Below are 24928 nucleotides of genomic sequence, written 5' to 3'. Positions count from 1 at the left end.
CTACTGCTGACGGTAAGATTGAAGATACTGGCCCAATGACGCGTAAGCGTATGGAAACGGTTGATGAAGAAACACTAGACGCGGCACTTGATTTCATGGATCGCGCAGTGAAAGCGGACAAGCCATTCTTCGTTTGGTGGAACGCAACACGTATGCACTTTAGAACGCACGTGAAAGCCGATAGTAAAGGTGTGACCGGTGTCGGTAATTACGCTGATGGTATGGTTGAGCACGATCGACACGTTGGGCAACTATTGAAGCAAGTGGATGAATTGGGAATCAAAGACAACACGATTGTTTTCTACTCAACGGATAACGGCCCACACATGAACTCTTGGCCAGATGCGGGTACAACCCCGTTCCGTGGTGAGAAAAACACTAACTGGGAAGGCGCATACCGTGTACCAGCAATGGTCCGTTGGCCTGGTAAGATTGAACCTGGAACCGTATCCAATGAAATCATGCACCACATGGACTGGATGCCAACCTTCGTTGCCGCTGCTGGTGATGACCAAATCAAAGAGAAATTGCTGAAAGGTCATACTGCCGGTGATAAAACGTTTAAGGTTCACTTAGATGGTTATAACTTCCTTCCTTACCTAACGGGTGAAGAAGAAAAAGGCCGTCGTTCAGAGATCTTCTACTTTACCGATGATGGCGATTTAGCAGCGCTTCGTTACAACCAATGGAAAGCGGTGTTCATGGAGCAACGTGCAACGGGTACCATGCAGATTTGGTCAGAACCGTTCGTGACGTTACGTCTTCCTAAGCTGTTTAACCTGCGTATGGACCCATACGAAAACGCAGATATTACTTCGAATACCTATTATGACTGGTTGTTAGACCATGCTTATATGTTCGTTCCTGCGCAAGCGTATGTAGGCGAGTTCTTAGAAACGTTTGCCGAATACCCACCACGCCAAAAAGCAGCAAGCTTTAGCTTGGATCAGGTTATGGAGAAACTTCAAGAGAACCATAATAAGTAAGCTCTGGTTTATTGAAACTGATAGCTTGATGAAACTGAAAACACAAAGAGCTCCTAGGAGCTCTTTTTTTTATGCGCATATCGATGAGTAAATCCCGGTCGTGAATATGAATCACAACTATCGAGCTCATTGCCACTAAATAATTGTAAATTCGTTGTTTTTACGTCTACCTTATTAAGCATAAGGATGTATAAAAACAAGGAATGTTATGTCTGCATGGTTGTGCTCGCTAGTGAACGGATTGAAACACCAGAGAGTCGCAGTATTATCCGTAATCTTGTCTCCACTTATGTTGTCGTTGTTCAGTTTGAGCACCTATGCCAACGAGCAAGATCCTAATAGCAACACTGAGGCTTCAAAGCTCAGTTCTGTAGCTTCATACGCTAGCTCTGATGTTTTACCTATCGGCTCTAAAGCCACCTATGTCGGATCGGAAGCTTGTGTTGATTGTCATAGTGAAGAAGTCGAAGCGTGGCAGGGCTCTCATCATGACATGGCGATGAAACACGCTACAGATGAATCTGTATTGGGCGATTTCAACGATCAAACGGTCACTCATGGCGGTAAACCCAACCGATTTTTCCGCAAGGGCGAAGAGTTCTGGGTCAATATTGAAGGGCAAGACGGCCACTTTAAAGATTACAAAATCAGCTATACCTTTGCCTTTGAACCACTACAACAATACATGGTTGAATTTGAAGACGGCCGTGTACAGTTGATTCCTTTCGCTTGGGATTCTCGCACTGAGGGCGAAGGCGGTCAACGCTGGTTTCACCTCTATCCTGATACCACCAACACCGATGAATTCTACTGGACCAATAGCGGTCAAAACTGGAACTTCATGTGTGCTGATTGCCATTCAACGAACCTAGAGAAAAACTACGACAGCGCGAGTAATACCTACAACACTACTTGGTCTGAGATTAATGTCGGTTGTGAAGCGTGTCATGGCCCTGCGAGTGAGCACGTTGAAAAGGCTCAGCTAGCAAAAGCTCACGGTGGAAAGGATGCTCCAGTCTCGGCGCATTATGGTTTTGACCGCGACTTGTCGAAGTCGGTCAAAGAGTGGATCTATCAAGAGGGTAATTCAACCCTGCAACCAAAAGACATCATCCATACCAATCAAGTTCAAACCTGTGCTCAATGCCACAGCCGTCGTACTCAGTTAAATGAAACGGGTGATCACGTTAACGGGTCTTTCTTTGATAAGTATCGCTTGAGCTTGATTACCCCAGAGCTTTACCACAACGATGGTCAAATCTACGATGAAGATTACGTTTACGGATCTTTCCTTCAATCCGTGATGGCTGAAAAAGGCGTCACATGTACTAACTGCCACGATCCTCATACCGCTGAACTAAAAATTGCGGAAGAAGCCGTGTGTAGCCAATGTCATATTGCATCAGAATACACGCCTGAAAAGCACACATTCCACGAAGCGAATACTGAAGCTTCACAATGCACGACTTGTCACATGCCAGAGACGACTTACATGGAGGTCGACCCAAGGCGTGACCACAGTTGGCATATCCCACATCCTGATATTAGCCAACACATTAAAACGCCGAACGTGTGCACTAGCTGTCATGCAGATCAAACCGACCAGTGGGCAGATAAGCAAATCGGTGAGTGGTTCCCAGATTCTAAGTATCGTAATCAGCAGCACTTTGCCGTTGCCTTTTATGCTGACTCGATAGGGCACAGAGGTGCAGAGGATGCGTTGGCATACTCGGCTCAGGACTCTAGCTTAAGCAATATCATTCGTGCATCGAGCTTAGAACGTTTGGGCGGTAATACGGGTAAGAATACGCTTATTTCGCTGGCAAGAGCGGTGAAACATGATGATGAAATGATCCGTTTGGGTGTGGTACAAGGCTCGTCTGGTTTCCCATTCACTGACCGTTGGCAAATTCTAGAGCCGCTACTGAAAGACCCTGTATTGTCGATTCGTTCAGAAACCGCAGGCGCATTAGTGCGTTATTGGGGAGAAATGAACCCTCTGCAGAAAGACCAAATCAAGCCTGCATTAGAAGAGTACATTGAAATACAGCAATTTAATGCCGACAGAGGATTTGGACGTACTAACCTAGGCAACGTTTACCGAGATTTAGGCCAGCACGACAAAGCGATTGAGTTTTATCTAGGCGCTATCGAGATTGAGCCTTATTTCGAAAACAGCTACGCCAATTTAGCGGATTTGTATCGAGCGCAAGGTAACGAGGCAAAAGCGTTGTCGACCTTGAAGCAAGGTATTGAAGCTCAGCCTAAATCGAGTGTTTTGCCATACAGCACAGGATTGTCTCTGCTTCGTGTGAAAGATTACGAACAAGCAACGGACTACCTTAAACAAGCCGCTGAAACTGCGCAAACCGACCCTCAATATTGGTATGTGTACGGATTGGCTTTGGAAAAATCGGATGTGCTTGCGGCAAGTCAATCACTGCATAAGGCTTACCAATTTAGCCGCAACCCACAGCACCTGTATGCCCAGTGTGAAGTGTTGGCGCGAAACAGTCATATACCGGGCGTACCAAAGGCGTTTGAGCAATGTATTTCATCATTGAGCAAAGTGGCACCGCCGGAAGCCATTAACCAATTGAAAGCTAGGTTTAAATAAAGCGATGAGGTGAGCTTGGCTATCGAGCTTGCTGCTTATTCCGCTTGTAACCAATTATCGCGTTTATAACTAATAGTTATGGAGCTTGTGAGTAGGATGTACGCAGCCAGATTGAATTAAGGGAAGACCTATGAACCATGCGCAACAAGCAATAAACCAACTGATTGAACAAACAGAGAAAAGTGTTATCGGTCAGAGCCACGTCGTTCGGGCTCTGGTGATAGGGTTATTGACTAATGGCCATGTGCTTTTAGAGGGACTTCCCGGTACAGCGAAAACTCGCTCAGTAAAATCGCTGGCGAATCTACTGAACACCAGTTTTGGTCGAATTCAATTTACGCCAGACCTGCTGCCATCTGATGTGACGGGCACGGAGGTGTATCAAGAGCTGGATGGAAAGCCTCAGTTGCATTTCCAACCGGGTCCTATTTTCAACAGCATTGTATTAGCCGATGAAGTGAACCGTGCGCCTGCAAAAGTACAGGCTGCTCTGCTTGAAGCGATGGCGGAAGGGACGATTACGGTGGGTGGTCAAACTCACATCCTGCCAGATTTGTTCATGGTGCTAGCCACACAAAACCCAGTTGAGCAAGAAGGTACGTATCCACTGCCTGAAGCACAAATGGACCGTTTCATTATGAAAGTGACAGTCGACTATCCAGAAGATGAAGCTGAACGCGACATCATTCGACTTGTGCGCAGTGAGGAACTCGGTAGCGAGACCAGTTCAGAATTAGTCACGCCACAACATATTGAACCTGAGTTGGTACTTGAAGCTCGGCGCCAACTTCCAGACATTGCCGTTTCTGATTTAGTTGAGAACTACATTGTGGCCTTGGTGATGGCAACTCGTAAGCCAGAGCGTTACCCAGAATCAAACTTGTCTAAATGGATTGAGATTGGTTCAAGTCCGCGTGCTTCCATCGCGTTGGATAAATGTGCTCGCGCTTATGCATGGTTGCAAGGACGTGACCATGTCACGTTGGACGATGTGCGTGCCATGTTACCAACCGTATTAGGTCACCGATTCTCGTTGTCTTACGACGCATTGGCCGATGGTGTTGACCATCAAAGAGTGGTTGAAGAACTGCTCGATAATGTTGAGATTGGATAACTAGGGGGCGTCATGGCGAAGCCAACACAAGCTCCCAAATCGCAAGGCCTTGATCCAAGACTGTATTGTGATTATTCAAGGTTAGTGCGAATTCAGGCTCAAGCTGAGTCGTTTTCACTGTTACCTCATTTAAAAGCGGGCAGCGTACTTTCGGGCAGACATAACTCTTTGTTCCGTGGTCGTGGTTTGAACTTCGAAGAATTACGTCATTACCAATTGGGTGATGATATCCGTAATCTCGATTGGAAAGTTACGATGCGAACGGGTAAGCCTCATGTTCGTAGCTATACCGAAGAGAAAGACCGTAATGTGATGATCTGTGTCGATCAGCGCAGTTCGATGTTCTTTGCGTCTCAAAACACCATGAAATCTGTTGTGGCTGCCGAAGTGGCGGCATTGTGTGGATGGCGAGTGCTGAAAGATGGTGATCGTGTCGGCTTCGTTTTGGCCTCGCACCAAAAACTGTTTCATACCAAAGCTCAACGTTCTCAATCTGATTTGTTGGCTCAGCTAAAACATCTTACCAAAGCCAATCAAAGCTTAGGCGTCAATGTAAGTGATGGCGATAATATTGGTTTTAGCCAGTGGATTGAACTGATCAAACGAATGAGACTCAAGCAATCAACCTTGATATTCATTAGTGACTGGCGAGACTGCCGAGAACAACATCTCGATCGACTAAAGCAGTTACAGCAACACAACGATATCTTGGCCATTATGGTCACCGATTCATTAGAACAGTCATTGCCTCAAGATCTTGCAAGCGCAAACTGGGTGGTGGGTGATGGTCGCTTTCAACTTAATCTGGATAGCCAATCTAAGGTTAACCTCGCAAGTGAAAGCCTTGCCCAAAAAGCGGCACTTCAGAAACTGTCCCTTGCTAAATTGATGGCGATGAAAAACCTCCCTTATATAGAATTAGACACGTCGGGCAATCACATATCACAGCTGCAGAAACTAGTGGGAGGGCGCTAAATGGCTGTTGAACATACTCCCCCAAGTACCTATATCCTCCGCGAACTGCACGATGTAGCGATTCCTGACAGTGTGAGCTGGGCTCCTCAAACGATCGGCTGGAAGATCCTTGGCGTTATTCTGTTATTGGTCGCTATCTATCTGGCTTATCGCTTGGCGTTAAGGTGGTGGAATAACCGTTATCGCAAAGAAGCGCTTCAAGAACTCATGGTACTGGATGCAAGAGACAAGAACTCAACCGAACGAACCTTTAAAGTCCTCAAAGTGGTGCTTCGTTACCTAGACAGCAGTAATGCCAAGTTGTTTGGCCAAGCTTATGTGAACCGTTTGAACGCTTATCTGCCTGTTAGCGCCAACACGAGTGAAAACAGCAATGCGTTCTTTGCCGATGAAGTTTCGGAATTATGGATGCAAAGCCTAATTGACTCTAATGTGCGTTTGAGCTTTGAACAGCGTTTAGAGGTGATTCAAACCGCGATGATGTGGCTAAAAATTCATAAACCAGATGTACAAGCGAAACCAGAGGGGCAAGATAATGTTTGATAGTTTATCTGCCAGCTTTGAATTCGCGCACCCACTGTGGTTTATCGCGCTGCCTTTGCCGTTGTTGGTCTACTTTGCCGTGCCAGCTTATCGAACTAAGCAAATGGCCATCAAGGTGCCATTTTTCAGTGAATTGGTTGAAGCTATTGGTGAAGCGCCGTCTGAAGGGGCAAGCCAGCTAACACCAAGCTGGTGGCAACGAACCACGCTCATTATTACTTGGGCATTAGTGGTGTGCGCGCTCGCTAAACCAACCATTCTTGGTGAGCCGCAAGTTCGCGAACAATTAGGTCGTGATGTGATGGTAGTGGTCGATTTATCTGGCTCAATGGCAGAACAAGACTTTACCTCTAAGCGGGGCGATAAAATATCTCGTTTGGACGCGACCAAAGAAGTGCTGGCTGATTTTGCGACTACACGAAAAGGGGATCGACTCGGTTTGATTCTTTTTGGTGATGCAGCGTTTGTACAAACACCGTTTACAGCTGACCAAGATGTCTGGCTTGAACTGCTTAATCAAACCGATGTCGCGATGGCAGGGCAAAGCACGCACTTAGGTGATGCAATTGGCTTGGCGATTAAGGTGTTTGAACAAAGCGAAAAGCAAAGTGCTGCCGTTCAAGATTCAAGTGTTGATGCCAACGAAAAAGAGAAGGTCGTGATCGTACTAACCGACGGTAATGATACGGGAAGCTTTGTTGAACCGATTGATGCCGCCAAAGTGGCGAAGGCGAAAGGCGTTCGTATTCACGTGATCGCTATGGGTGACCCACAAACCGTTGGTGAAGTGGCTTTGGATATGGAAACCATCAAACGAGTGGCTCAAGAGTCTGGTGGCGAAGCCTTTGAGGCGCTTAACCGCGACGAACTGACCAAAGCCTACGCTCAAATCGGTGAACTAGAACCACAGTTATATGAAAGTACCACTTATCGTCCTAAACAGGGGCTGCACCATTACTTAATGGCGATTGTTGTTGTGATGTATCTGACTGCCTTTAGTCTGGCGACTTTGCGTAGAAGGTCGCTTTTGAATTCTAAAACTAAAAAATTGAAAGGAGAGGATGATGCCTGATTCTCTCACTCTGCAACAGTTCTTTACCCAGTTTCATTTTATCCGACCTTTGTGGTTGTTGGCCTTTATTCCGATGTTCTTCCTGCTATGGGTTCGTTGGAGAGAAGAGACCAAACCAACGTGGAAAGACATTCTACCTGCACACTTACGTGATGCATTGACGATTGGCGAAACAGGCTGGCGTAAGCAGCTGCCATTGAAGCTATTGGTGGTGATTGTAACTATCGCCATCATTATCTGTTCTGGCCCAACATGGCAGCGTGAGGCTTCGCCTTTTGGTGAAGACAAAGCGTCGATGTTGGTTGTGCTTGATAACAGTGAATCTATGCTCGCTAAAGACTTACCACCGAGTCGCTTGGAACGATCTAAGCAGAAGATTAGAGACTTATTAGCAGCTCGGAAAGGCGGTAATACGGGCTTAGTGGTTTATGCAGGCAGCGCACACGTCGCGATGCCCGTTACTCAAGACAGCAAGGTATTCGAACCGTTTCTAGCGGCTATCACACCCGATATCATGCCGGTATCAGGTAAGTCAGCAGAAGAAGCACTGCCATTGATTAATCAACAACTGTCTGGTGAGTTAGGCTCTTCTGTACTGCTGGTATCAGATGGTGTAAACCCAAGCACCATTAGGGCGTACGAGAGTTTCTTTAACGACAATCCGTATCAGTTGCTCATTCTAGCCGCAGGAAATAGCAATGTGGTGAGTGATAATCCAGTCGATCTCGATTCATTACGTAGCTTAGCGAGCAAGACGGGCGGACGAGTGGTTGAGGTGACCGTTGATGATTCGGATATCCAACAACTGAACAGAGCGGTTGAAAGAAACATGCAGCTCAACGGCGAATCTTCAATGCCTTGGAAAGACATGGGCTATGGCTTGCTTATCCCAATGGCGATTATCATGTTGTTGTGGTTCAGAAAAGGCTGGTTGGTGCAGTGGTGTGTCGTTGGTCTAGTGATTTCGGGCAGCCTGTATTCACCAAGCATTTTGGCGAAAACCGTCAACTTAACCGCTGAGAAACCAGTTGTGGTGGAGTCGGTTACGGCTTGGGACAAAACAGCTCAATGGTGGTGGGACTTATGGTTAACGCCCGATCAGCAAGGTCAACGCCTGTTGAACCAGAAAGAATACCTTGAAGCGGCAAAACATTTCACCGACCCCATGAGAAAAGGTGCGGCTTACTACTATGCTCGTGATTTTAAGCTCGCTCACAGTGCATTCCTGCAAACCAAAACTGACCTTGGTTTATACAACGCGGTGAGTGCGTTAGCCAGACAGCGTGAATATCTTGCGGCGCGAGACCTTTTGAAATCATTAAGCGAGAAAGAGGATCTGTCACCAGAACTAAGAACGGATGTCGAAAACAATCTTGCTGTGCTTAGTGGAATTGTCGAAGAGGTAAACCGAACCAGTGAAAGCCAGTCCGGAACTACAGATGGCCCTGAAGAGTCTTTAGAACTCGAAGACGATCAGCCGCGAACGGGTGATGGCGCTGAAGAAGAAACGGTCGCAGAATTGATGCTTAAAGAAACGCTTAATGCCAATGAAATTTTGGGTAGCCAAGAGCTTGCCGACAAGTGGTTGAAGCGAGTAGAAGCCGATCCTAAGTTCTTCTTGAAATCCAAATTCCAAATTCAGTTAAGAGATCCTGCGCCTTCTATCGAACAGACACCAAAACAGGAGCAGGCGCCAAAACAGGAGCAAACGCAATGAGTCGATATGATTTAGCTCTTGAAGTCATTCAATCAAAGAGAGTGCGATTCAGAACCCGTAAGTGGTTACTGTCGATGACTCTTATATTGAGTTGGTTTTTTCCTTTTGTTGCTTCTGCTGCCGATATCTTCGACCTCCAAAAAAGTGGTGACGTTGAGCTTATCGCTTGGGTAGGAGAAAAGCCAAAGTCAGGCGATAAGATAACGCCGACTAAAGTGAGCGTAAATGAGCAGGTGATTCTGAACATTGAGGTGGCGACGCCGCGCTGGTTAACGGGAGGGACTCGAATCGGCAGTATCGAAATCCCTAACGTGATTGCTAAGCAGCGTAACCAACTCGCGACGAACTACACAGAAAGAGTCGGTGATACTACATGGTCACGTCAGCGTTGGGAATTGACGCTTTATCCGATGACTTCCGGTGAGTTTGTTATTCCAACCGTACCGGTTCGTATCCAAGTTTCTGCTCCTGATGGTTCAAACGTGGGCGGTACGCTTTACACGCAGCCGATTAAGTTTGAAGCTTCGTTGCCTTCAGGTTTACTCGATAATGAAACGCCTTGGTTTTCTGCGACAGAAGTAGATATAGAGCAGCAATGGCAACGCTCAAGTGAAGAGCTAAAAGTTGGCGATGCTATTACTCGAACTATCACGATTAAGGCAAAAGACAGCTTTTCTGTGTTGCTGCCAGATGTGCTAACCAATAAGTCCACTAAGCAGTTCCAAGCTTACCCACAGCCCAACCGTTTGGATGACACTCAAGAACGTGGTGATTATCGCTCAAGCCGAGTTGAACAGACTGTATATGTGATTCAGCAGGGTGGTGAGTTTACGCTGCCAGAGTTTTCATTTCAGTGGTGGGACAGCAAAAATCAACGCCTTGAAAACGTGGTGATAAAAGGCGAAGTGTTTGAAGCCAAACACACAGTCCAATCTTTCATCAAGGCCTACATGTCGGTGTTTATTACTGTTGGTTTGGTGTTGTTAGTCTGCATTGCGTTGATTGTTTTGGTTAAGCGTTACTACGCAAACCGCCCAACACCGAGTTGGCTGGTACTACGTCGTTTAGTTAAGCAAGGTAATTGGGCGGCATTAAGAACCTTTATCTACCGTCAATTGCGAAACCAAACCTCTCAGTTAGAACTGAATAAAGTGCAACTGGATAAAGCGCAACATGGTAAATCAAATGGACAAAAGCGTTGGCTAGAAGATAGCGAAGCCCTTCAACAAGGATGTGAAGATAAAAACGTATTCACTCGTTTATGGAAAGGGTTACGTAACTTGCCCAGTGACACATCAAACTCAAGCAATTCTCGTTCAATTGCCGCTCGCTTGAAAATCCCTAAAGCCTTGCCAAACTTAAAAGATAGAACTAAGTAGCAAACTTTAGTTATTCGCATCGAACATAATCGGCAGGTTCTCTACTATGGGGAACCTGCTTCTTTAATATGGAACTGTATGAAAAGTACCGAACTAAATCTAATTCCTATATTTGTTGCTATCTATGAAGAGCTGAACTTATCTAGAGCTGCTAATCGCATGGATATAAGCCAACCAGCAGTGAGTAAAGCACTTGCAAGGTTGAGAGATATCTATGATGAGCCACTGTTTCATCGCACCACATCAGGCGTAGAGCCAACCACATTCGCTATTGATATCTATCCTGCAATGGCCGCTGCACTTAAAAACTTTACTTCTACCTTATCCGCATCAAGAGACTTCGATCCTAAAACCTCAGGCCGCGTGTTTTCCATTGCCTGCGTCTCGGCGGCGAGCTACGAAATGATGCCAAAAGTCATGCGGTTAATCAGCCAAGTCGCACCAGGTATCGCGTTAGAGGTTCATCCTCTGTTTACCGAAGACTATGAGTCTGATTTAAGGCTGCAAAGACACGACGTGATTGTTGATATGACGCCTAAAGGAAGAACCATGCTTAAGCACGAGGTGATTTCTACAGAAGAGCTGGTCGTGGTGTGTAGTAGTGATCATCCTACGGTTGGCGATACCATCGATATGGAACAGTTCTTAGCACTCGAGCATGTGGTGGTCTCTAGGTGGCATGCGCGCAAAAGCTTATTAAGCTCTGAGCACTATAGTGACCTTGAGAAACGTAGAATCGTGTATCGCGCAGCGGGCGTTGTAGAGATGCTTCCTGTTATCGAAGGCTCTGAGTACATCGGAGTAATGCCTATTTCATCAGTGCGTTGTTTTGCTGAAAAGTACGCGGTAAAAACACTACCATTACCCTTCGAGTTGGAAGACCTCGATATGTGTATGATTTGGCATCCAAGCCGTACTAATGAACCAAGCCATAAGTGGTTACGAGCTAAGATCAAAGCGGCAGCAAAAGAGTTATCAAGTTAGCCTATACAAGGACATAGCCATGGACAGCATTCGCGTGATTTTAAACGGAAAGAAAGCCAATATCCCGGAATTAAGGCAAGCCACCTTTGCGGCGAGGGACAATGATATTGACCTGCAAGTTAGAGTGACTTGGGAATCGTCGGACATGTTTCGTTTGGTAAGCGAGGCAATATGCGATGGTGTTAAGCGTCTGATTGTTGTCGGTGGCGATGGAACGGTGAATGAAGCCGTTAACGCGCTCAACCTGTTCCGTGCCAGTGAAAGACCACAACTGGCGCTTGTCCCAATGGGCACTGCGAATGATTTTGCTACCGCAACGGGAATACCTAACGATATTTCGGGTGCTTTTGAACTAGCGCTGGAAGGCAAGGCGTTTGCGGTGGATAGCGTGCGTGCGAATGACCGCTATTTTATGAATGTCGCTGCGGCGGGTTTTGGTGCTGAAGTCACAGCTGAAACGCCAGTCGAGCTTAAAGATTTTCTCGGTGGCGGTGCGTATACACTAACAGGTGTGGTGAAAGCACTTGGCTTTAAGCCCTACAGTGGCACGTTGCCCATAGACAAAGGCAGCTTTACCGGCGAGATCCTTGTTGGTGCTTTTTGTAATGGTCGCTTAGCGGGTGGAGGACAAGAGTTAGCACCCAATGCATTGATTGATGATCGCTGTTTACCCAGTCGGGTATCGAGCTATCACGCGCCACCATGGCAAGGTGGGTTATCCAAGTCAGTGAGAAGTTCGCCCCGCTGTATGTGGCCTTGAAGGAGAACCTACTTCAACAAGTGGTGGTTCAGGCGGATGAAACGCCGCTCAATGTGCTCAAAGAAGAGAAGCAGTGTTATATGTGGCTTTACTGCTCAGGCGCTGACTCGCCCGAAGCGGCACTGCCGAATGTGAAAAAATCGCCTTGTACGACTATCAAAACAGTCGCGCGAGGGTGTGCCCCGTGGACTTTTTAGGTGACTACAACGGTTATCTACAAACCGATGGCTACACGGCTTATCATGGTCTGCATCACGTCACTAATGTGGGGTGCTTAACGCAAGTTCATGGACGCGAAGAAGCTTCAAGGGGAAGGTAAATCGGGCAAGGCTGATAAAGTGCTGGCTAAACCCCAAAAGCTCTACGGGATAGAATCATGCTTAAAAGGTGCGCCTGCCGAAGAACGCAAAGCAGAGCGTTAAGCGTATGCCAAGCCGATACTGGATGAGCTTTACCAATGGATGACAACCCAGAAGGTGATAGGCTCTAGCCCACTAGGCAAAGCAATAAAGTACTAGCTCGGGCAATGGCATAAACTCATTCGTTATATCGACGATGGTCACTTATCTATCGATAATAATCGCGCTGAACGCGCAATTAAACCGCTGGTTATTGGCAGGAAAAATTGGCTATTCTCCAACACACCAAACGGTGCTGAGGCGAGCGCGATGCTTTACAGCATCATCGAGACCGCGAAAGCCAACGGTCTTATCCTCTAAGACTACATGGTCAAGTGCATGAAAGAGCTGGCGAAAGCAGAGCCTGATATCGACGCACTTCTACCTTGGACCTCTTCGGGTCAAGTCAAAACAGACCTCAACAATATTGGCTTTGGCCTCGAAACTTACGTTTGGTGCTAGCTATGCCATCAGACTCTAATAACATATTTGGGTTCTTTGATGAGTTTGAAGCTTCAGAAGGAGAGTCACAGCAACCCCCTATAGAGCTGTTTCAAGAACCCGTTGAAATTTTATCAACCCTAGATAGTCAGCCAAATAAGGTACAACAAGAAGTCTTTGTGATAAATAAAAAGCGACATCCACTCACGGTAGTGAATATATGTAGGGTCACGTCCTGCATAAGCGATTTATTCAAATTTAAAGAGTGAATTAATATCGCACCATAAAGAAAAAATACTTCAAATACTCCAGAAATGAGCATGGCTGAGCATAGGGATTCTCAGGTTTGATGATACCAATATCAGGTCAGATGGCCGAACACATTTATGGGTACAACCATGAATTTAACGCATCGCTCACTCATGGTTATCGCTATCACTGTTGCTCTTTCTGCGTGGGGTAGTGATGAAACCAGCTCACGTCCTATTAAGCCAGAACCGCTTCAGACATTACCAACAGAGCAGGTTTCAGTATCCATCGGGGACGCGACTCTTTTCGCAAATAGAGAGTCTGTTGTGATCAATACCTTAGCAGGTGACGAGCAACGCGTATCCATTGAAGCGTTTAAAGGAATCACTTACGCCGATCAACAACGTTTTCAGCACAGTCACTCCGTCAATTAGAAGACAATGCTGATAGCGCTATAGATGCGACACAATTTAGCGCCGTGTGCCCACAGCTTAAAATAACCCAGCAAGAGCAATCTGAAGATTGCTTGAATCTTAATATTTGGCGTCCTTCGGAGATCAATGGTTCAGAGTTATTACCCGTGTATGTCTTTATTCATGGTGGGGACTTTGAATATGGCGCAGGTTCTGATACCGACATTAACGGTGATACCGTCGTGGCTAAAAGATACCATTCGATATACGGGTGGCGTTGGCGCTGGAAAGGCGAACCTCGATATTTTCAAAGAGTTCAGTATAGGTGCGTCGTACAACAAAACGATTCAATTCGGCACAAAAAACTCGGGAGTCGCTGCGCTTCAGCAGCTCCAGTTTCGAGTGGCAAACACACCATTGATGCTGGGTGTGAAACAGATTATTGGCCAGAGCTCGGTAGAGTTTGAGACCAGTAATGAAGATGTGAATAACGCTATCAATGGCGTTATTCAATATTTTATGGGCGAAAGCTCGGTGACCTCTGGGCTGGGTGTTGTCGCGGAATACGATAATGCGATTGATAATCGTTGGACCGTTTCTGCGTTTTATGGCCTGGGTAAAGCGACAGTAGAGGGCAGTCTGTCAGACGATGAAAGTGTCGATGCGTATGGTGCTGGATTTCGCTATCAGATAGCTTGCCGATATGGGTTACACATGGGGTAGACCTCGCTTTTAGTGACGTTGACAGCGCGTTTTATATAACGGTTGGCAGTGGATTCTAATGATGGAAAGGTGGGTGTTAGTCAATCGATTGATTTTTCTACATGCAGCATAGTTTTCATAGCAATCATGAACTAGTATTTTTTTACAACAAACATAACAGGTATCAATATGAAAAATTACGACCCAAATGAATTGGACGCTACGCAAGTATTACTTGATGGTGTCGATACAGATAAACGTTCGACTTTGACTAAGTTAGCGGTTGGGGCTGCGGCACTGCCTTTTGCCTCTGTTTTACATGCAGCCCCTGAAAAACTGGTTGGCCAAAACATCAAACTGATGCCTAACGAGAAAGGGCCATTTGATATCGTTATCGAAAATGGCCGTGTTGTTGATCCTGAAACTGGACTCGACGCAATTCGTCACGTCGGTATTAAAGGTAAGCGTATTGCTGCAATCTCAGACAAAAAGCTGCAAGGCAAAACAATCATCGATGCTGAAGGTCTCGTGGTTGCACCTGGCTTTATCGATATGCACGCTCACGGACAACAACTTCCTGCTGCCCGTGCTCAAGCATTCGATGGCGTAACCACCGCTCTTGAGATGGAATCTGGTCTATTCCCAATCGGAACGTACTACGATATTACTGCTGCTGAAGGTCGCCCGATTAATTACGGCGCTTCTGTAGCATGGACTTACGCTCGTATTCAAGCAAAAGAACCTACGATGCCTGCTCCTGATGGTACGATTGTTTGGTTCCAGAAAGCTTTTTCTAAAAACAATTGGCAAAATACCCTAGCAACCCCAGATGAATTAAAACAAATTCTGGGCTCGGTTGAGCAAGGTCTTAAAGAGGGGGGCTTAGGCATTGGTATTAACGCGGGTTACGCACCAGGTTATGGCCACAAAGAGTACTATGATCTTGCTAAACTAGCAAAACGCTATGAAGTACCAACCTACACTCACGTTCGTTACCTAAACAGCGCAGAGCCACAATCAAGCTTTGAAGCATACCAAGAACTCATTAGCCTGTCGGCGACAACGGGTGCACACATGCACATTTGTCACCTCAACAGCACGTCAGTACAAGATATCGAAGATTGTGCCGATTTAGTTCAATCCGCCATTGATCAAGGTTTAGCCGTTACTACTGAAGCTTATCCTTATGGTGCTGGCTCTTCCGTTATTGGCGCAGAAGTTTTCCGTGGTGACGATTGGTTACAACGTTGGGGTGTACCAAGCGCTAGCTACATGGAAGCGAATGGTAAAGCACTAAACCAAGAAAAAGTCACTGAACTACAAGCATCAGCGCCCGGTACCGTGGTTGTCATGCACTTCTTAAAACCCGATGAGAACAAAGAAGATCGCGCTAAAATGGACCGTTCAGTATTGTTCCCAGGTGCAGCTATCGCTTCAGATGCAATGCCTTGGATGGATGATAAAGGCGTATTAATTGAAGGTGATGTATGGCCACTTCCAAGCAACGCAATAGCTCACCCTCGCTCACTTGCTTGTTTCTCTCGTTTTATTGAAAAATATGTCGAGGAATACAAAGCGGTAACACTAGTAGAAGCGATGGAAAGAACTAGCTTAAACGCATGTCGTATTCTTGAGGATGCTGTGCCACAAATGGCAAATAAAGGTCGTATTCAAGTAGGTAAAGATGCTGATTTAGCTATTTTCAAACTTGATGAAGTAAAAGCCGTTGCAACATTTGATAAACCAAATGCCCTTTCTACAGGCATGAAATACGTACTTGTAAACGGGACACCTATCATTGAAGCTGGTGAAATGTTGTTAGATTCAAACCCAGGTGAAGCGGTTCGCAACAAAGTTACTGGCTAAGTTATCCTGACTTAAAAGGTTGGGCATTAGCTCAACCTTTTTTATTGCTTACCGAGTAAATATAGACAACGAAAATCGAAAGAGAGCATGCTATGAGCAAGAAGCCTATTCCAGTAACAATTTTAGCCGGATTTTTAGGAGCAGGGAAAACGACCCTACTAAACCATATATTAACCAATGCAAATGGAATGCGCATGGCTGTGATCGTCAATGATTTTGGATCAATCAATGTTGATGCGGAGTTAGTTAAATCTGAAAGTGAAAATATGATCAGCCTAGAGAATGGCTGTATCTGTTGTAACCTTGCAGAAGGACTAGTCGTTTCGGTAATGCGTTTACTCGCATTAGAGGAACGCCCAGACCATATTATTGTTGAAACTTCAGGTATCGCAGAACCCAAAGAAGTGGCACTTCAATTTGAAGATCCGGAACTGCAAGCACACGCACCTTTAAATGCAATCGTGACGACGATCGATGCGGAAAACATTTTAGGGCTAGAAGGCCCAATGGAGACGTTGTCGAAGCAGCAAATTCAAGTGGCTGACATTGTTCTGGTTAATAAAGTTGACCTAGTCGATGCTGATAAACTAGAGCAAGTCAAAGCATGGTGCCGAGTACAAGCTCCGTTTGCTAAATTGATTGATATTTCATTCGGCGAAGTGGATTTACCTATCTTATTTGATGCCCCTGAAAGTACGCGCTTTGTCACTAACAAAATAGCGGCTGATCAAAGGGAATGCCAGCACCATGATTGTCATGATGAGCACTGTCATCACGTGAACCATGATTTCGAAACATTCAGCTTTGAAACTGATCAACCGCTTAATCTACAAAGTTTGTATCCTCTACTGCAACAGTTTTCAATTGATGCTTATCGCATGAAAGGTATTTTAAATTTAACCGATCGTCCTGATCATCGCTGTGTATTTCAGTGCACGGGCCAGCGAGCCAATGTGACGGTTGGAGATGCATGGGAAGATGATGAATCTCGTTCGTCACGGTTAGTCTTCATTGGACCTAAAGGTGGCCTTGATAAAGAGAGTATGCGTAAAAAACTGAACGCACTGGTGGCGTAGTTAGAACGGAAATGGAGTAGATGGCAAGCCTATCAACCTAGCGCTTGCCTATACCTAGCTTACCTCTGCCTACTTTGCATTGACTCATCCTTAGCATCCTTATCTTATTGAATTATTGGCTACTTTCGATTCTATTCGGTTTTTCCAAATCCATATTGCTCATTCCCCTCGCCATCTGAAACAAAATAGTCTTATCGATTTTCGAGACTCTGTTCATCAGTACCTTCTCAGAATCGGTTAACGTCAAAAAGCAGATAAAGACTCAATCGTGGGTTATTAGGGCGTGTTGATCAGCGATTGTTAGCTCGATGGTTAGTCCTCAATGATGGAATCAAAATGACGACTAAATATAGAATAAACCATGATTTGTCCCGCCATAATCGCGCCAAACATCAGCAAGGCGGACAGACCAATATTCGGAATGGGTAAAATGGAGGTCGCAAAGAAGGACTCACTTGCTCCGACAATGATTCGACTACCGGGGACAAGAATGATGATCCCTTGAATAATGTATATGAGTGGTGGAACGTGACGCAATTTTCCCATCCCCAACCCGTAAAGCGTAATGAGTATTGTGCTTACCCATGTACCTACAACCCAATCGGAAGTAAACCAATGTGGCCCCCACATGCCAATTGCCGCGACAGGAAGGCCTAAGAGAATTTCTGTCATACTTGCGTTGAAAATAAGGCCAATAGCGACAGAAATCCCGATCAGTGCGGTGACATGAAGAACGAATGGGATTTCATCAATAAATACCGGTACCGATAATGGTTGATTGATTATGTTGGCTAAGCCTAACCCCATAACAATGCCGATGAATATTTTCATTACTATGAGTGCGCTTTGTGCAAGCAGTTCGATACCTGACCGAAAGTCATTGAGAGCAAGACTGGCTAAGCCGTTGGTGACGGTTAACCCAGGAATAAAAAGGACAATGGAAGAAATGCACAGTGCCAATGTTGGTAAGCCGGGAACCTGTGCCGCTATCATACCGGTTAAAAAACTGGCTACTAAGGCGACAAAGAACTCGACAAGAATGCTTCTTGGCCCAGTCAGGAAAATTTGTGCTAGCCAGGCTATAGCGCCCAGAATAATGGATAAACCGACCGCCAGATAAGTACTGCCAACTAACATTAAATAACATGGCGGAAGCAATAAATTGGCAAAGCACAAGGTACGATTCGAGTAGGTTTCTGAACCTTCGTAATGGGAATGAGTCGAAAACCCTTTAAGCGTTGCGACTAAATCACGTAAGTTAACCGAGGGTGGTTTTTTGTTTTCCATCACGACTTTTTGCGTGGGTTGCTCAAAAATAGTGATGACTTTTGTCGGGGTCACATCAATAGAGACATCAATGTTCTGGCGTTTTGCATAAGCTTGAGTGTATTGAGCTACCGAGTAAGGCGCACAACCAGATTGATGTAATCGGTCCGAAAAGCTCAAAATTTCTTGCTGGCATTGTTCGATATGATTTGTTTGTTTCATTCTGTTTGTTTCTCAATCACCAAGGCGATATATGTTTGAGGGGCATTCTAATTCAATAGTATCCTCATTCAAGCGTAACCAATAGTCGTGTATAGAGGACGGGCCCCTACAAACGAACAAGGCAATGGTTAAAAAGATAGGATTCATTGAATGAGAGGTTATCAGTTTATCGTTGAGGTAAATCAGTCATTGTTGAAGCTGCAACCTCAAAAATAGATCCGCTCATGCAGCTATTTGAAGGCGTAAAACTCCAAATCCATGAGGTGATTGATTTAACTCTGAGGCTTTTAGAAAAGCTCGGTAATGAGTAAAGGAAACTAATATTTAGGAAATGGAAGCCTAAATAAGATTGATGATGAGCGTTAGAATCACAACTAGAATGGAACCGACATAAGCAATTTCAATAATGTTTGAATCAATCCAGTTGCAGTATGCTTGAATTGCTAAACTCAGTTTGTTTTTCATAATGGCCTTTGGAAAATTAACCGAAATCTACTGTAAATAATAGCTTATTATGAGTGAGCTTTGATGACGGTTTCAAAGGTTCCTTAGCGCTAACAGTGTGATTGCGGCGCTCACGTATTAACAATATCGTCCCGTGGGTTCATGGGGCGGATACAGTCGATAAGGTTTAAGAGCAGAAAGTTGGGCTAAAAAAGAGCCGCTTATTTGTGGTTCATCGCGGCTTTCCAAGAAGTAGTCGGTATCTCGATACCCATACCCCATTCGCTTGATTAGTTTTATCTTGTTGTTTATCCCTTCTAGGGTGCAGGTGTTTAGCGGATAACTTGCCGATGCGATAATACCGTGAAGATAAGGACTCAGTTTTCGTGCGAACTCTTTCAATGGCTTAATTCCACTCTCTTGTACTTGTGCCCACCAAGCCTCCCAGAGCCCTTTAGCATGTGCTTCTGATTCACAATACCAAAGCTCTTTGAGTTGTGCCCCGAGTATATAAGTGGTCATTAAGTCCTTATTGATATTCAATATTTCTGTAAGATAGCTGTCTTGCCGTGGATTTAAGTTGCCTCTATTTTTCAACAACACCCAGCGTGAGGGCTTGACCCATTGCCTCGCTTTTTTATCTTGCTTGAGCTTGTTGGCTTGGTCGACTCTGACTCTATCCATGACCTCACGACCAAACTTAGCGACAACATGGAATAAGTCGTAAACGATTTTTGCGTTCGGGCAGTGCGCTTGAACTTCAAGGTCAAAAGCCGTATTCATGTCCATCGCGACCGCTTCGATATTATTGCCATGCTTGCCTAACAGCTCGAAGAACGTTCGTATGTCCTTGCGGCTACGGCCTAACCCTATCCAAATGACTTGATGAGTCTTAGCGTCAACAATGACCGTGGCATACCTATGCCCTTTAAAGATAGCGAACTCGTCCATGACGAGTTGCCTTAGCTCTTCCCATTTCACTGACGGTACAACTTGTCGAAGTCGGCGTTTATCTATCTCTTTAATGGTGTGCCAATGTACGCTTGTTAACTGGGAGATATGCTTAATGGGAAGAAGAGGCAGCAGTTGTTCTATATAACTTTTTAAGCGCTTCGTTATACGAGCATAAGGCTCTAACCAAGATAGAGACTCTGTTTTTATGCCGCAGTCACGACACTTGATTCTTCGTGTTTGAACGGAAAGTTCAACAGGAACACCGAGCAACATGGCCTCTTTTACATGACGCCATTGATACTCATGAATAGCCTCGGCCTCGAGACCACAAAGGCACTTAGCCTCAGAGTTAGGTTTAAGAGTCAGGGTAATAAGTGATGCTGTCTGGTGAGACTTTACTATTTGAAAGCCTTCCCAGAATGAAGATAGGAAAGTATGATTCGGCATGAAAACGGTAGTTTGTGTATGATTTTTGTTTGGCGACTAAACCATGTCACTTACTACCGTTTTTGTTTTTAGTTCCCGCTAATGCGCGATGAACCTTATTTGTTTCGACCTAGTGAGTCAGAAACAGATAAACGGCTCTTTTATTGAGTGGGTGCTGGATTCGAAATCTAGCTCACGAAACCTTAGAGATTGAGTCTACTCAGTGATCTCTTGCAGCACTTCTCCGATTGACCCGCTTGGTTGGGTGATACCCAGTTTGTTCGAAAGCGTTGGCGCAATGTCATATGGCGTCACTGGTCGCGATACCTTCTTAGCTTCAACGTCGTAGCCTGCAAAGATCACAGGCACATGAGTGTCGTATTTCCACGGAGAACCATGTGTAGAGGCAATTTGGAGGCCTTCCATGTCGTTAATGTAGCTGCGCGGTGCAAATACTACGTACACGTCGCCAGAACGAGCAGGGTGGTAGTTGTTTTTAATTAGCTGCATCACATGCGTATCCGGTACTCGGTTAGCCGCAATGTCACTACTTGATACAGCAAACGCAACACCTTTCACTTTTGCAATTTCATCCGCAATAGCTTCTTGGACCTTAGCCAGATCAAGCTTCTTCTCAGCGATCAGATCATGATTCAGATAGATGTAAGGTTGTGCGTACAAGCGAATCGCGTCTTTGGTTAAACCAAATTCATCCTTCAATCGTTTCTCAACACCACTCGAGAGTAGTGTGTCTTTATTGAAGTATTGAGCTTGATTGAAACCAAGCGCATTTGCCGCAGGTGAAGATTCAGGTACACCGTGGTCGGCAGACAGCACAATCAATGTGTTTTCTAGCCCGACTTGGTTATCCACGGTTTTGAAAAGCTTAGCGAGAGTCTTATCAAGTCGGATAAGGTTGTCTTCTGTTTCTAGGCTTTCAGGACCGTAAAGGTGCACCACGTAGTCATTTGATGAGAAACTCACTGACAGATAATCGGTCACGTCGCCTTGACCAAGCTTCTCTTGCATCAACAAGGTGCTAGCGAAGTTTTCCGTGATTTCGTCACCAGCAGGGCTGACGGTTAGCGTTGTGCTGTAGTACTTGTAACTTGCCGGGCCATAAGGATGAGGGAAGGTGCGTTGGAAGTCACCGAGTTTCACTTTGTGTTCGGTATCGTGTTCTTGCAACGTGTACTTATCACGCGGTAATGAGAGCTCCCATTTCTGTTTGGAATACTGAGCAGCAATCGCTTTCTCGTTCCAGCGTGATACCCAATCTGGATTCTCGTCATAGTAATAGTTACTGGTGACAAACTCCGATTGTGCTTTGGAGAACCAGAAGGCTTTACCACTGTGTCCTGCCAATGAGATTGCGCCGCGGTCTTTCACTGATACACCGAATACTTTTGATTTGCCACTATTGGAAATCGTCAGTTCGTCACCAAACGTGGTGGAGAGTATTGGCTCTGGAGAGCGGCCATCGCCTTGTGCTGTCTTCTGCGTTGGGTCGATCTCTGTTGCTTTATCGACACCTGCACCAGAGGTCAGCATTTGGTAGTTACCGTCTTCTACGTTATACACCAAACGTTCTTCGCTACGGTCATACCAAACGTTACCTACCATGCCGTGTACGCTCGGTGGAGCACCTGTTGCAAGCGACACATGGCCCACGATCGTTTCCGTGTTGCCATGTTGGTAGTTTGCGTTGGTGTAGTAGGTACCATCATCCATTAAGTACCGGAAACCGCCTTCACCGAAGTTGTGCTTATATCGTTCGATTAGATCTGCGCGCAGGCCATCTACCGTGATTTGAAGGACTAGATTTGGCTTTTCCTCAGCTGAAGCTGGGAGAGCGCAGAGTAACGCGAGGGTTAGTCCTGAAAGCTTGGTGTATTGCATAGAGTTTCCTTATTCACTGTTGCCGCTGAGTTCTAATGTTTGGTCAGGTTTCCAACGTTTGGCCAGATTTGTAACGTGTGTGCAGTGCGAATCGTATTTTTAGTATTGTTGGTGACGATTAGTGAACCATAACCTTCGGCATCTTTAGTTAGTTCGCTTCGTTAGCTAGTTCACATCCTTAACTAAACGCAGCCCCATATCTGACATAGTGATCGATTGGCTTGCGAAGTCACGACGGTAACTTTCAGATTCATTTTCGTCATAAGCAAAGCTGCCACCGCGAACCGATTTGTGTGATAAACCGACGTCGCTGTGTTTTGCGTTGTTAGGGTTGTCTGTTGGACCGAATCGGTAGAAGGTGTCATCGAAGGCATCGATAACAAACTCGCCCACGTTTCCTGTCATGTCATATAAGCCTAGTTCATTTGGTTTCTTTAGCCCGACTGGATGTGCGCTATTTTTAGAATTTGCTGAGTACCACGCAACATCATCTAAGTTATTGGAACCACTGTAAGTATAGCCTTTACTTTTATTGCCACCTTTGGCTGCAAATTCCCATTCAGCTTCAGTAGGCAGACGGTATTCTTCACCCGTTAATTCATTCAACTGCTCAACAAAATAGTTTGCTTGCTGCCAACTAAGGTTATTGACCGGAACTTGTGGGTTTTGGAAATAACTGAGAGATGAACCCATCACCGATTCGAACAATTCTTGAGTCACCTCGAACTTCGCAATATAGAAACTATCTACAGTTACATTACGTGCAGGACGCTCTGCTTTGGTCGCTTCTGGACCGTTCGACCCCATGGTGAATGTGCCGCCTTCAACCAACACCATCTCTTGGTCAATTTGTTGGGCGATGGGGTGTGTAGGCACGCTTGCACAGCCACTCAGAAGGATAGTCATGGTGACGCTGCTAATTGTTGCTAACTGTTTGTAATTAAGAAATTTCATCACGTGCCTCAGATGTTCGAAATAGGGTCTAATTCTAACGTTTAAGGTCATTCCTATTGGTTATAAAGGGTATAACATGTCACCTGTTCGAATAGGAATTATGATGGGTCCAGAATACTAAAATAGGTAGGTAAATCATGCATATTACTCAAGGTCCACAATATAACGGTAAAGCGTCTAAGCGCTTGCATGTCATGGCTAAGCCGATTGGCGCAGCATGCAACATTGACTGTAAATATTGTTACTACCTAAGTAAGCAAGATTTGTTGGAGTACAAGAAAGGCAGTTCTCCAAGAATGGATGATGAGACGTTAGAAACCTACATCCGACAATACATCGAAGGTCAAAACACGGCAGAAATCATCTTCTCATGGCAGGGTGGTGAACCTACCATGCTTGGTTTGGCCTATTTTGAGCGTGTGGTTGAACTACAGAAGAAGTACCAACCTGAAGGTGTATTGATTTCAAACGACTTACAAACCAATGGCACGTTACTGAATGACGATTGGGGACAGTTCTTAGCAAAGAATAACTTCTTGGTCGGCTTAAGTATTGATGGCCCAGAGATGCTGCATAACGCCTACCGTACTAACCGAGCCGGTCGTGGTACGTTCAAACAAGTGATGGCGGCTGTTGAGCTGTTGCACAAGCACCAAGTGAAATTCGCGACGTTAACCTGCGTGAACAACCTGACCAGTCAAAATGCACTAGAAGTGTACCGATTCTTACGTGATGTGGTGAAGTCGCCACAAATGCAGTTTATTCCTATCGTTGAACAGAAAACGTTCCGAACGGTTGCACCACAAACATCCCAAGTAAGCGAGCAGCTTAAACAAGGCGACAAACGCCTGATCCCCGGCCATAAAGATTCAATCATGGAATCGTGGTGTGTGTCGGACTTGGCTTGGGGTAACTTCTTGATTTCTGTGTTTGACGAGTGGGCCAAGAACGACATCGGCAAGGTGTTTGTTCAGTATTTTGAAGCGAGCGTAGAAACATGGATTGGGCGTCCGAACCCACTGTGTACCTTGAATGAGATATGCGGAAAGGGCTTGGCAATGGAGCCAAATGGCGACGTATTTTCATGCGACCATTATGTTTACCCTGAGTACAAAATTGGCAATATTCATCACGAGAAACTTGATGATTTGGCGTACAGCGCACCACAGAAAAAATTTGGTTTTGCTAAATCCCGCACACTGACCAGTCAATGTCAGCAGTGTGATTACAAGTTCGCTTGTCATGGTGAGTGCCCTAAGAACCGCTTTATCAAAACTCGTGCAGGCGAACCGGGCTTGAACTACTTATGTGCAGGTTGGCATAAGTTCTTTTCTCATGTCGATAAGTCGATGGCGTACATCGCTCGCGCGATGGGGCATCCGGTTGCTCATGGTAAATTCAGCGACTCAGTATTGATGGCGCATCGAGCAAAACAGGCGCAACAAGCCACGTTCGAGACCAAGTTTTAACT

20 protein-coding genes and 1 pseudogene are annotated in these 24928 nt (G+C 45.5%); 17 read left to right on the top strand and 4 right to left on the bottom strand.

The genetic code is table 11. From position 1 onward, the window contains the following. The 16 genes and pseudogenes from AB6D06_RS20180 to AB6D06_RS20105 form a co-directional block, all read left to right on the top strand. On the top strand, positions 1-986 hold a 986-nt coding region (locus AB6D06_RS20180), incomplete at its 5' end, for a sulfatase-like hydrolase/transferase (protein WP_372111605.1). Positions 987-1194: 208 nt separating this feature from the next. Next, entirely contained in the window at positions 1195-3603 is a 2409-nt protein-coding gene (locus AB6D06_RS20175; protein ID WP_372111604.1) for a tetratricopeptide repeat protein, read from the top strand. Positions 3604-3733: 130 nt separating this feature from the next. Beyond that, positions 3734-4717: a MoxR family ATPase gene (locus AB6D06_RS20170; protein ID WP_017060007.1), complete on the top strand. Its 984-nt coding sequence runs from the start codon at positions 3734-3736 to the stop codon at positions 4715-4717. 12 nt (positions 4718-4729) lie between these two features. Then, complete coding sequence (locus tag AB6D06_RS20165) at positions 4730-5692, top strand: DUF58 domain-containing protein (RefSeq protein ID WP_017064702.1); 963 nt, start codon at positions 4730-4732, stop codon at positions 5690-5692. After that, positions 5693-6235 (top strand): DUF4381 domain-containing protein, encoded by a 543-nt coding sequence (locus tag AB6D06_RS20160; RefSeq protein WP_017064701.1) that lies wholly within the window; start codon positions 5693-5695, stop codon positions 6233-6235. It abuts the gene before it with no gap. After that, entirely contained in the window at positions 6228-7307 is a 1080-nt protein-coding gene (locus AB6D06_RS20155) for a VWA domain-containing protein (protein WP_372111599.1), read from the top strand. The genes AB6D06_RS20160 and AB6D06_RS20155 overlap by 8 nt, the downstream gene beginning before the upstream one ends. Next, on the top strand, positions 7300-9024 hold the full coding sequence (locus AB6D06_RS20150) for a VWA domain-containing protein (RefSeq protein ID WP_372111596.1): 1725 nt from the start codon (positions 7300-7302) through the stop codon (positions 9022-9024). Before AB6D06_RS20155 ends, AB6D06_RS20150 begins: the two co-directional genes overlap by 8 nt. Then, the gene (locus AB6D06_RS20145; RefSeq protein ID WP_372111594.1) at positions 9021-10403 is read left to right on the top strand and encodes a BatD family protein; all 1383 of its coding nucleotides are present in this window, start codon (positions 9021-9023) and stop codon (positions 10401-10403) included. Before AB6D06_RS20150 ends, AB6D06_RS20145 begins: the two co-directional genes overlap by 4 nt. Before the next feature lie 78 nt (positions 10404-10481). Further along, a complete protein-coding gene (locus AB6D06_RS20140; protein WP_372111592.1) occupies positions 10482-11387 on the top strand; it encodes a LysR family transcriptional regulator in 906 nt (301 codons plus the stop codon). Positions 11388-11406: 19 nt separating this feature from the next. Continuing rightward, positions 11407-12147 carry a YegS/Rv2252/BmrU family lipid kinase gene (locus tag AB6D06_RS20135; RefSeq protein WP_372111589.1) on the top strand — a complete coding sequence of 247 codons (741 nt, stop codon included), beginning with the start codon at positions 11407-11409 and terminating at the stop codon, positions 12145-12147. After that, positions 12048-13007, top strand: a pseudogene (gene tnpC / locus AB6D06_RS20130) (IS66 family transposase); the annotation flags it as partial. The gene AB6D06_RS20135 and the pseudogene tnpC, both read left to right, overlap by 100 nt. Positions 13008-13384: 377 nt before the next feature. Then, positions 13385-13669, top strand: coding sequence for a hypothetical protein (locus tag AB6D06_RS20125; protein WP_017062010.1), 285 nt, complete (start codon positions 13385-13387; stop codon positions 13667-13669). Between the two features lie 44 nt (positions 13670-13713). Continuing rightward, positions 13714-14115 carry a carboxylesterase family protein gene (locus tag AB6D06_RS20120; protein ID WP_372111586.1) on the top strand — a complete coding sequence of 134 codons (402 nt, stop codon included), beginning with the start codon at positions 13714-13716 and terminating at the stop codon, positions 14113-14115. Beyond that, entirely contained in the window at positions 14078-14371 is a 294-nt protein-coding gene (locus AB6D06_RS20115) for a hypothetical protein (protein WP_372111583.1), read from the top strand. The genes AB6D06_RS20120 and AB6D06_RS20115 overlap by 38 nt, the downstream gene beginning before the upstream one ends. A 168-nt stretch (positions 14372-14539) precedes the next feature. Then, positions 14540-16216 carry an amidohydrolase family protein gene (locus AB6D06_RS20110; RefSeq protein WP_017062008.1) on the top strand — a complete coding sequence of 559 codons (1677 nt, stop codon included), beginning with the start codon at positions 14540-14542 and terminating at the stop codon, positions 16214-16216. A 92-nt stretch (positions 16217-16308) separates the two neighbouring features. Beyond that, entirely contained in the window at positions 16309-17292 is a 984-nt protein-coding gene (locus AB6D06_RS20105) for a GTP-binding protein (protein WP_032548688.1), read from the top strand. 312 nt (positions 17293-17604) lie between these two features. Here the strand turns inward: AB6D06_RS20105 and AB6D06_RS20100 are convergent, their stop codons facing one another. From AB6D06_RS20100 to AB6D06_RS20085, 4 genes are all read right to left on the bottom strand, one after another. Then, positions 17605-18780 (bottom strand): threonine/serine exporter family protein, encoded by a 1176-nt coding sequence (locus tag AB6D06_RS20100; protein ID WP_017064690.1) that lies wholly within the window; start codon positions 18778-18780, stop codon positions 17605-17607. Between the two features lie 582 nt (positions 18781-19362). Next, entirely contained in the window at positions 19363-20625 is a 1263-nt protein-coding gene (locus AB6D06_RS20095) for an ISL3 family transposase (RefSeq protein WP_372111579.1), read from the bottom strand. 195 nt (positions 20626-20820) lie between these two features. Beyond that, positions 20821-22503, bottom strand: a complete 1683-nt coding sequence (locus tag AB6D06_RS20090; RefSeq protein ID WP_372111576.1) for an alkaline phosphatase family protein — start codon at positions 22501-22503, stop codon at positions 20821-20823. Between the two features lie 165 nt (positions 22504-22668). Beyond that, complete coding sequence (locus AB6D06_RS20085) at positions 22669-23457, bottom strand: SUMF1/EgtB/PvdO family nonheme iron enzyme (protein ID WP_017060470.1); 789 nt, start codon at positions 23455-23457, stop codon at positions 22669-22671. A gap of 137 nt (positions 23458-23594) precedes the next feature. Between AB6D06_RS20085 and AB6D06_RS20080 the strand changes: the two genes are divergently transcribed. Further along, positions 23595-24926 carry an anaerobic sulfatase maturase gene (locus tag AB6D06_RS20080; RefSeq protein ID WP_372111573.1) on the top strand — a complete coding sequence of 444 codons (1332 nt, stop codon included), beginning with the start codon at positions 23595-23597 and terminating at the stop codon, positions 24924-24926. Positions 24927-24928 lie beyond the last annotated feature (2 nt).

The sequence above is a fragment of the Vibrio sp. 10N.239.311.G01 genome (assembly GCF_041465805.1).
GTDB lineage: Bacteria > Pseudomonadota > Gammaproteobacteria > Enterobacterales > Vibrionaceae > Vibrio > Vibrio crassostreae_C.
Note: the sequence above shows the minus strand (reverse complement) of the source record. Positions and strands in the feature narration are given on the sequence as shown.

What these genes read in the sequence shown, in the direction of transcription:
- AB6D06_RS20175 (WP_372111604.1), top strand. Translation starts at nt 1,195, where the DNA reads ATGTCTGCATGGTTGTGCTCGCTAGTGAACGGATTGAAACACCAGAGA.
- AB6D06_RS20170 (WP_017060007.1), top strand. Translation starts at nt 3,734, where the DNA reads ATGAACCATGCGCAACAAGCAATAAACCAACTGATTGAACAAACAGAG.
- AB6D06_RS20165 (WP_017064702.1), top strand. Translation starts at nt 4,730, where the DNA reads ATGGCGAAGCCAACACAAGCTCCCAAATCGCAAGGCCTTGATCCAAGA.
- AB6D06_RS20160 (WP_017064701.1), top strand. Translation starts at nt 5,693, where the DNA reads ATGGCTGTTGAACATACTCCCCCAAGTACCTATATCCTCCGCGAACTG.
- AB6D06_RS20155 (WP_372111599.1), top strand. Translation starts at nt 6,228, where the DNA reads ATGTTTGATAGTTTATCTGCCAGCTTTGAATTCGCGCACCCACTGTGG.
- AB6D06_RS20150 (WP_372111596.1), top strand. Translation starts at nt 7,300, where the DNA reads ATGCCTGATTCTCTCACTCTGCAACAGTTCTTTACCCAGTTTCATTTT.
- AB6D06_RS20145 (WP_372111594.1), top strand. Translation starts at nt 9,021, where the DNA reads ATGAGTCGATATGATTTAGCTCTTGAAGTCATTCAATCAAAGAGAGTG.
- AB6D06_RS20140 (WP_372111592.1), top strand. Translation starts at nt 10,482, where the DNA reads ATGAAAAGTACCGAACTAAATCTAATTCCTATATTTGTTGCTATCTAT.
- AB6D06_RS20135 (WP_372111589.1), top strand. Translation starts at nt 11,407, where the DNA reads ATGGACAGCATTCGCGTGATTTTAAACGGAAAGAAAGCCAATATCCCG.
- AB6D06_RS20125 (WP_017062010.1), top strand. Translation starts at nt 13,385, where the DNA reads ATGAATTTAACGCATCGCTCACTCATGGTTATCGCTATCACTGTTGCT.
- AB6D06_RS20110 (WP_017062008.1), top strand. Translation starts at nt 14,540, where the DNA reads ATGAAAAATTACGACCCAAATGAATTGGACGCTACGCAAGTATTACTT.
- AB6D06_RS20105 (WP_032548688.1), top strand. Translation starts at nt 16,309, where the DNA reads ATGAGCAAGAAGCCTATTCCAGTAACAATTTTAGCCGGATTTTTAGGA.
- AB6D06_RS20100 (WP_017064690.1), bottom strand. Translation starts at nt 18,780, where the DNA reads ATGAAACAAACAAATCATATCGAACAATGCCAGCAAGAAATTTTGAGC.
- AB6D06_RS20095 (WP_372111579.1), bottom strand. Translation starts at nt 20,625, where the DNA reads ATGCCGAATCATACTTTCCTATCTTCATTCTGGGAAGGCTTTCAAATA.
- AB6D06_RS20090 (WP_372111576.1), bottom strand. Translation starts at nt 22,503, where the DNA reads ATGCAATACACCAAGCTTTCAGGACTAACCCTCGCGTTACTCTGCGCT.
- AB6D06_RS20085 (WP_017060470.1), bottom strand. Translation starts at nt 23,457, where the DNA reads ATGAAATTTCTTAATTACAAACAGTTAGCAACAATTAGCAGCGTCACC.
- AB6D06_RS20080 (WP_372111573.1), top strand. Translation starts at nt 23,595, where the DNA reads ATGCATATTACTCAAGGTCCACAATATAACGGTAAAGCGTCTAAGCGC.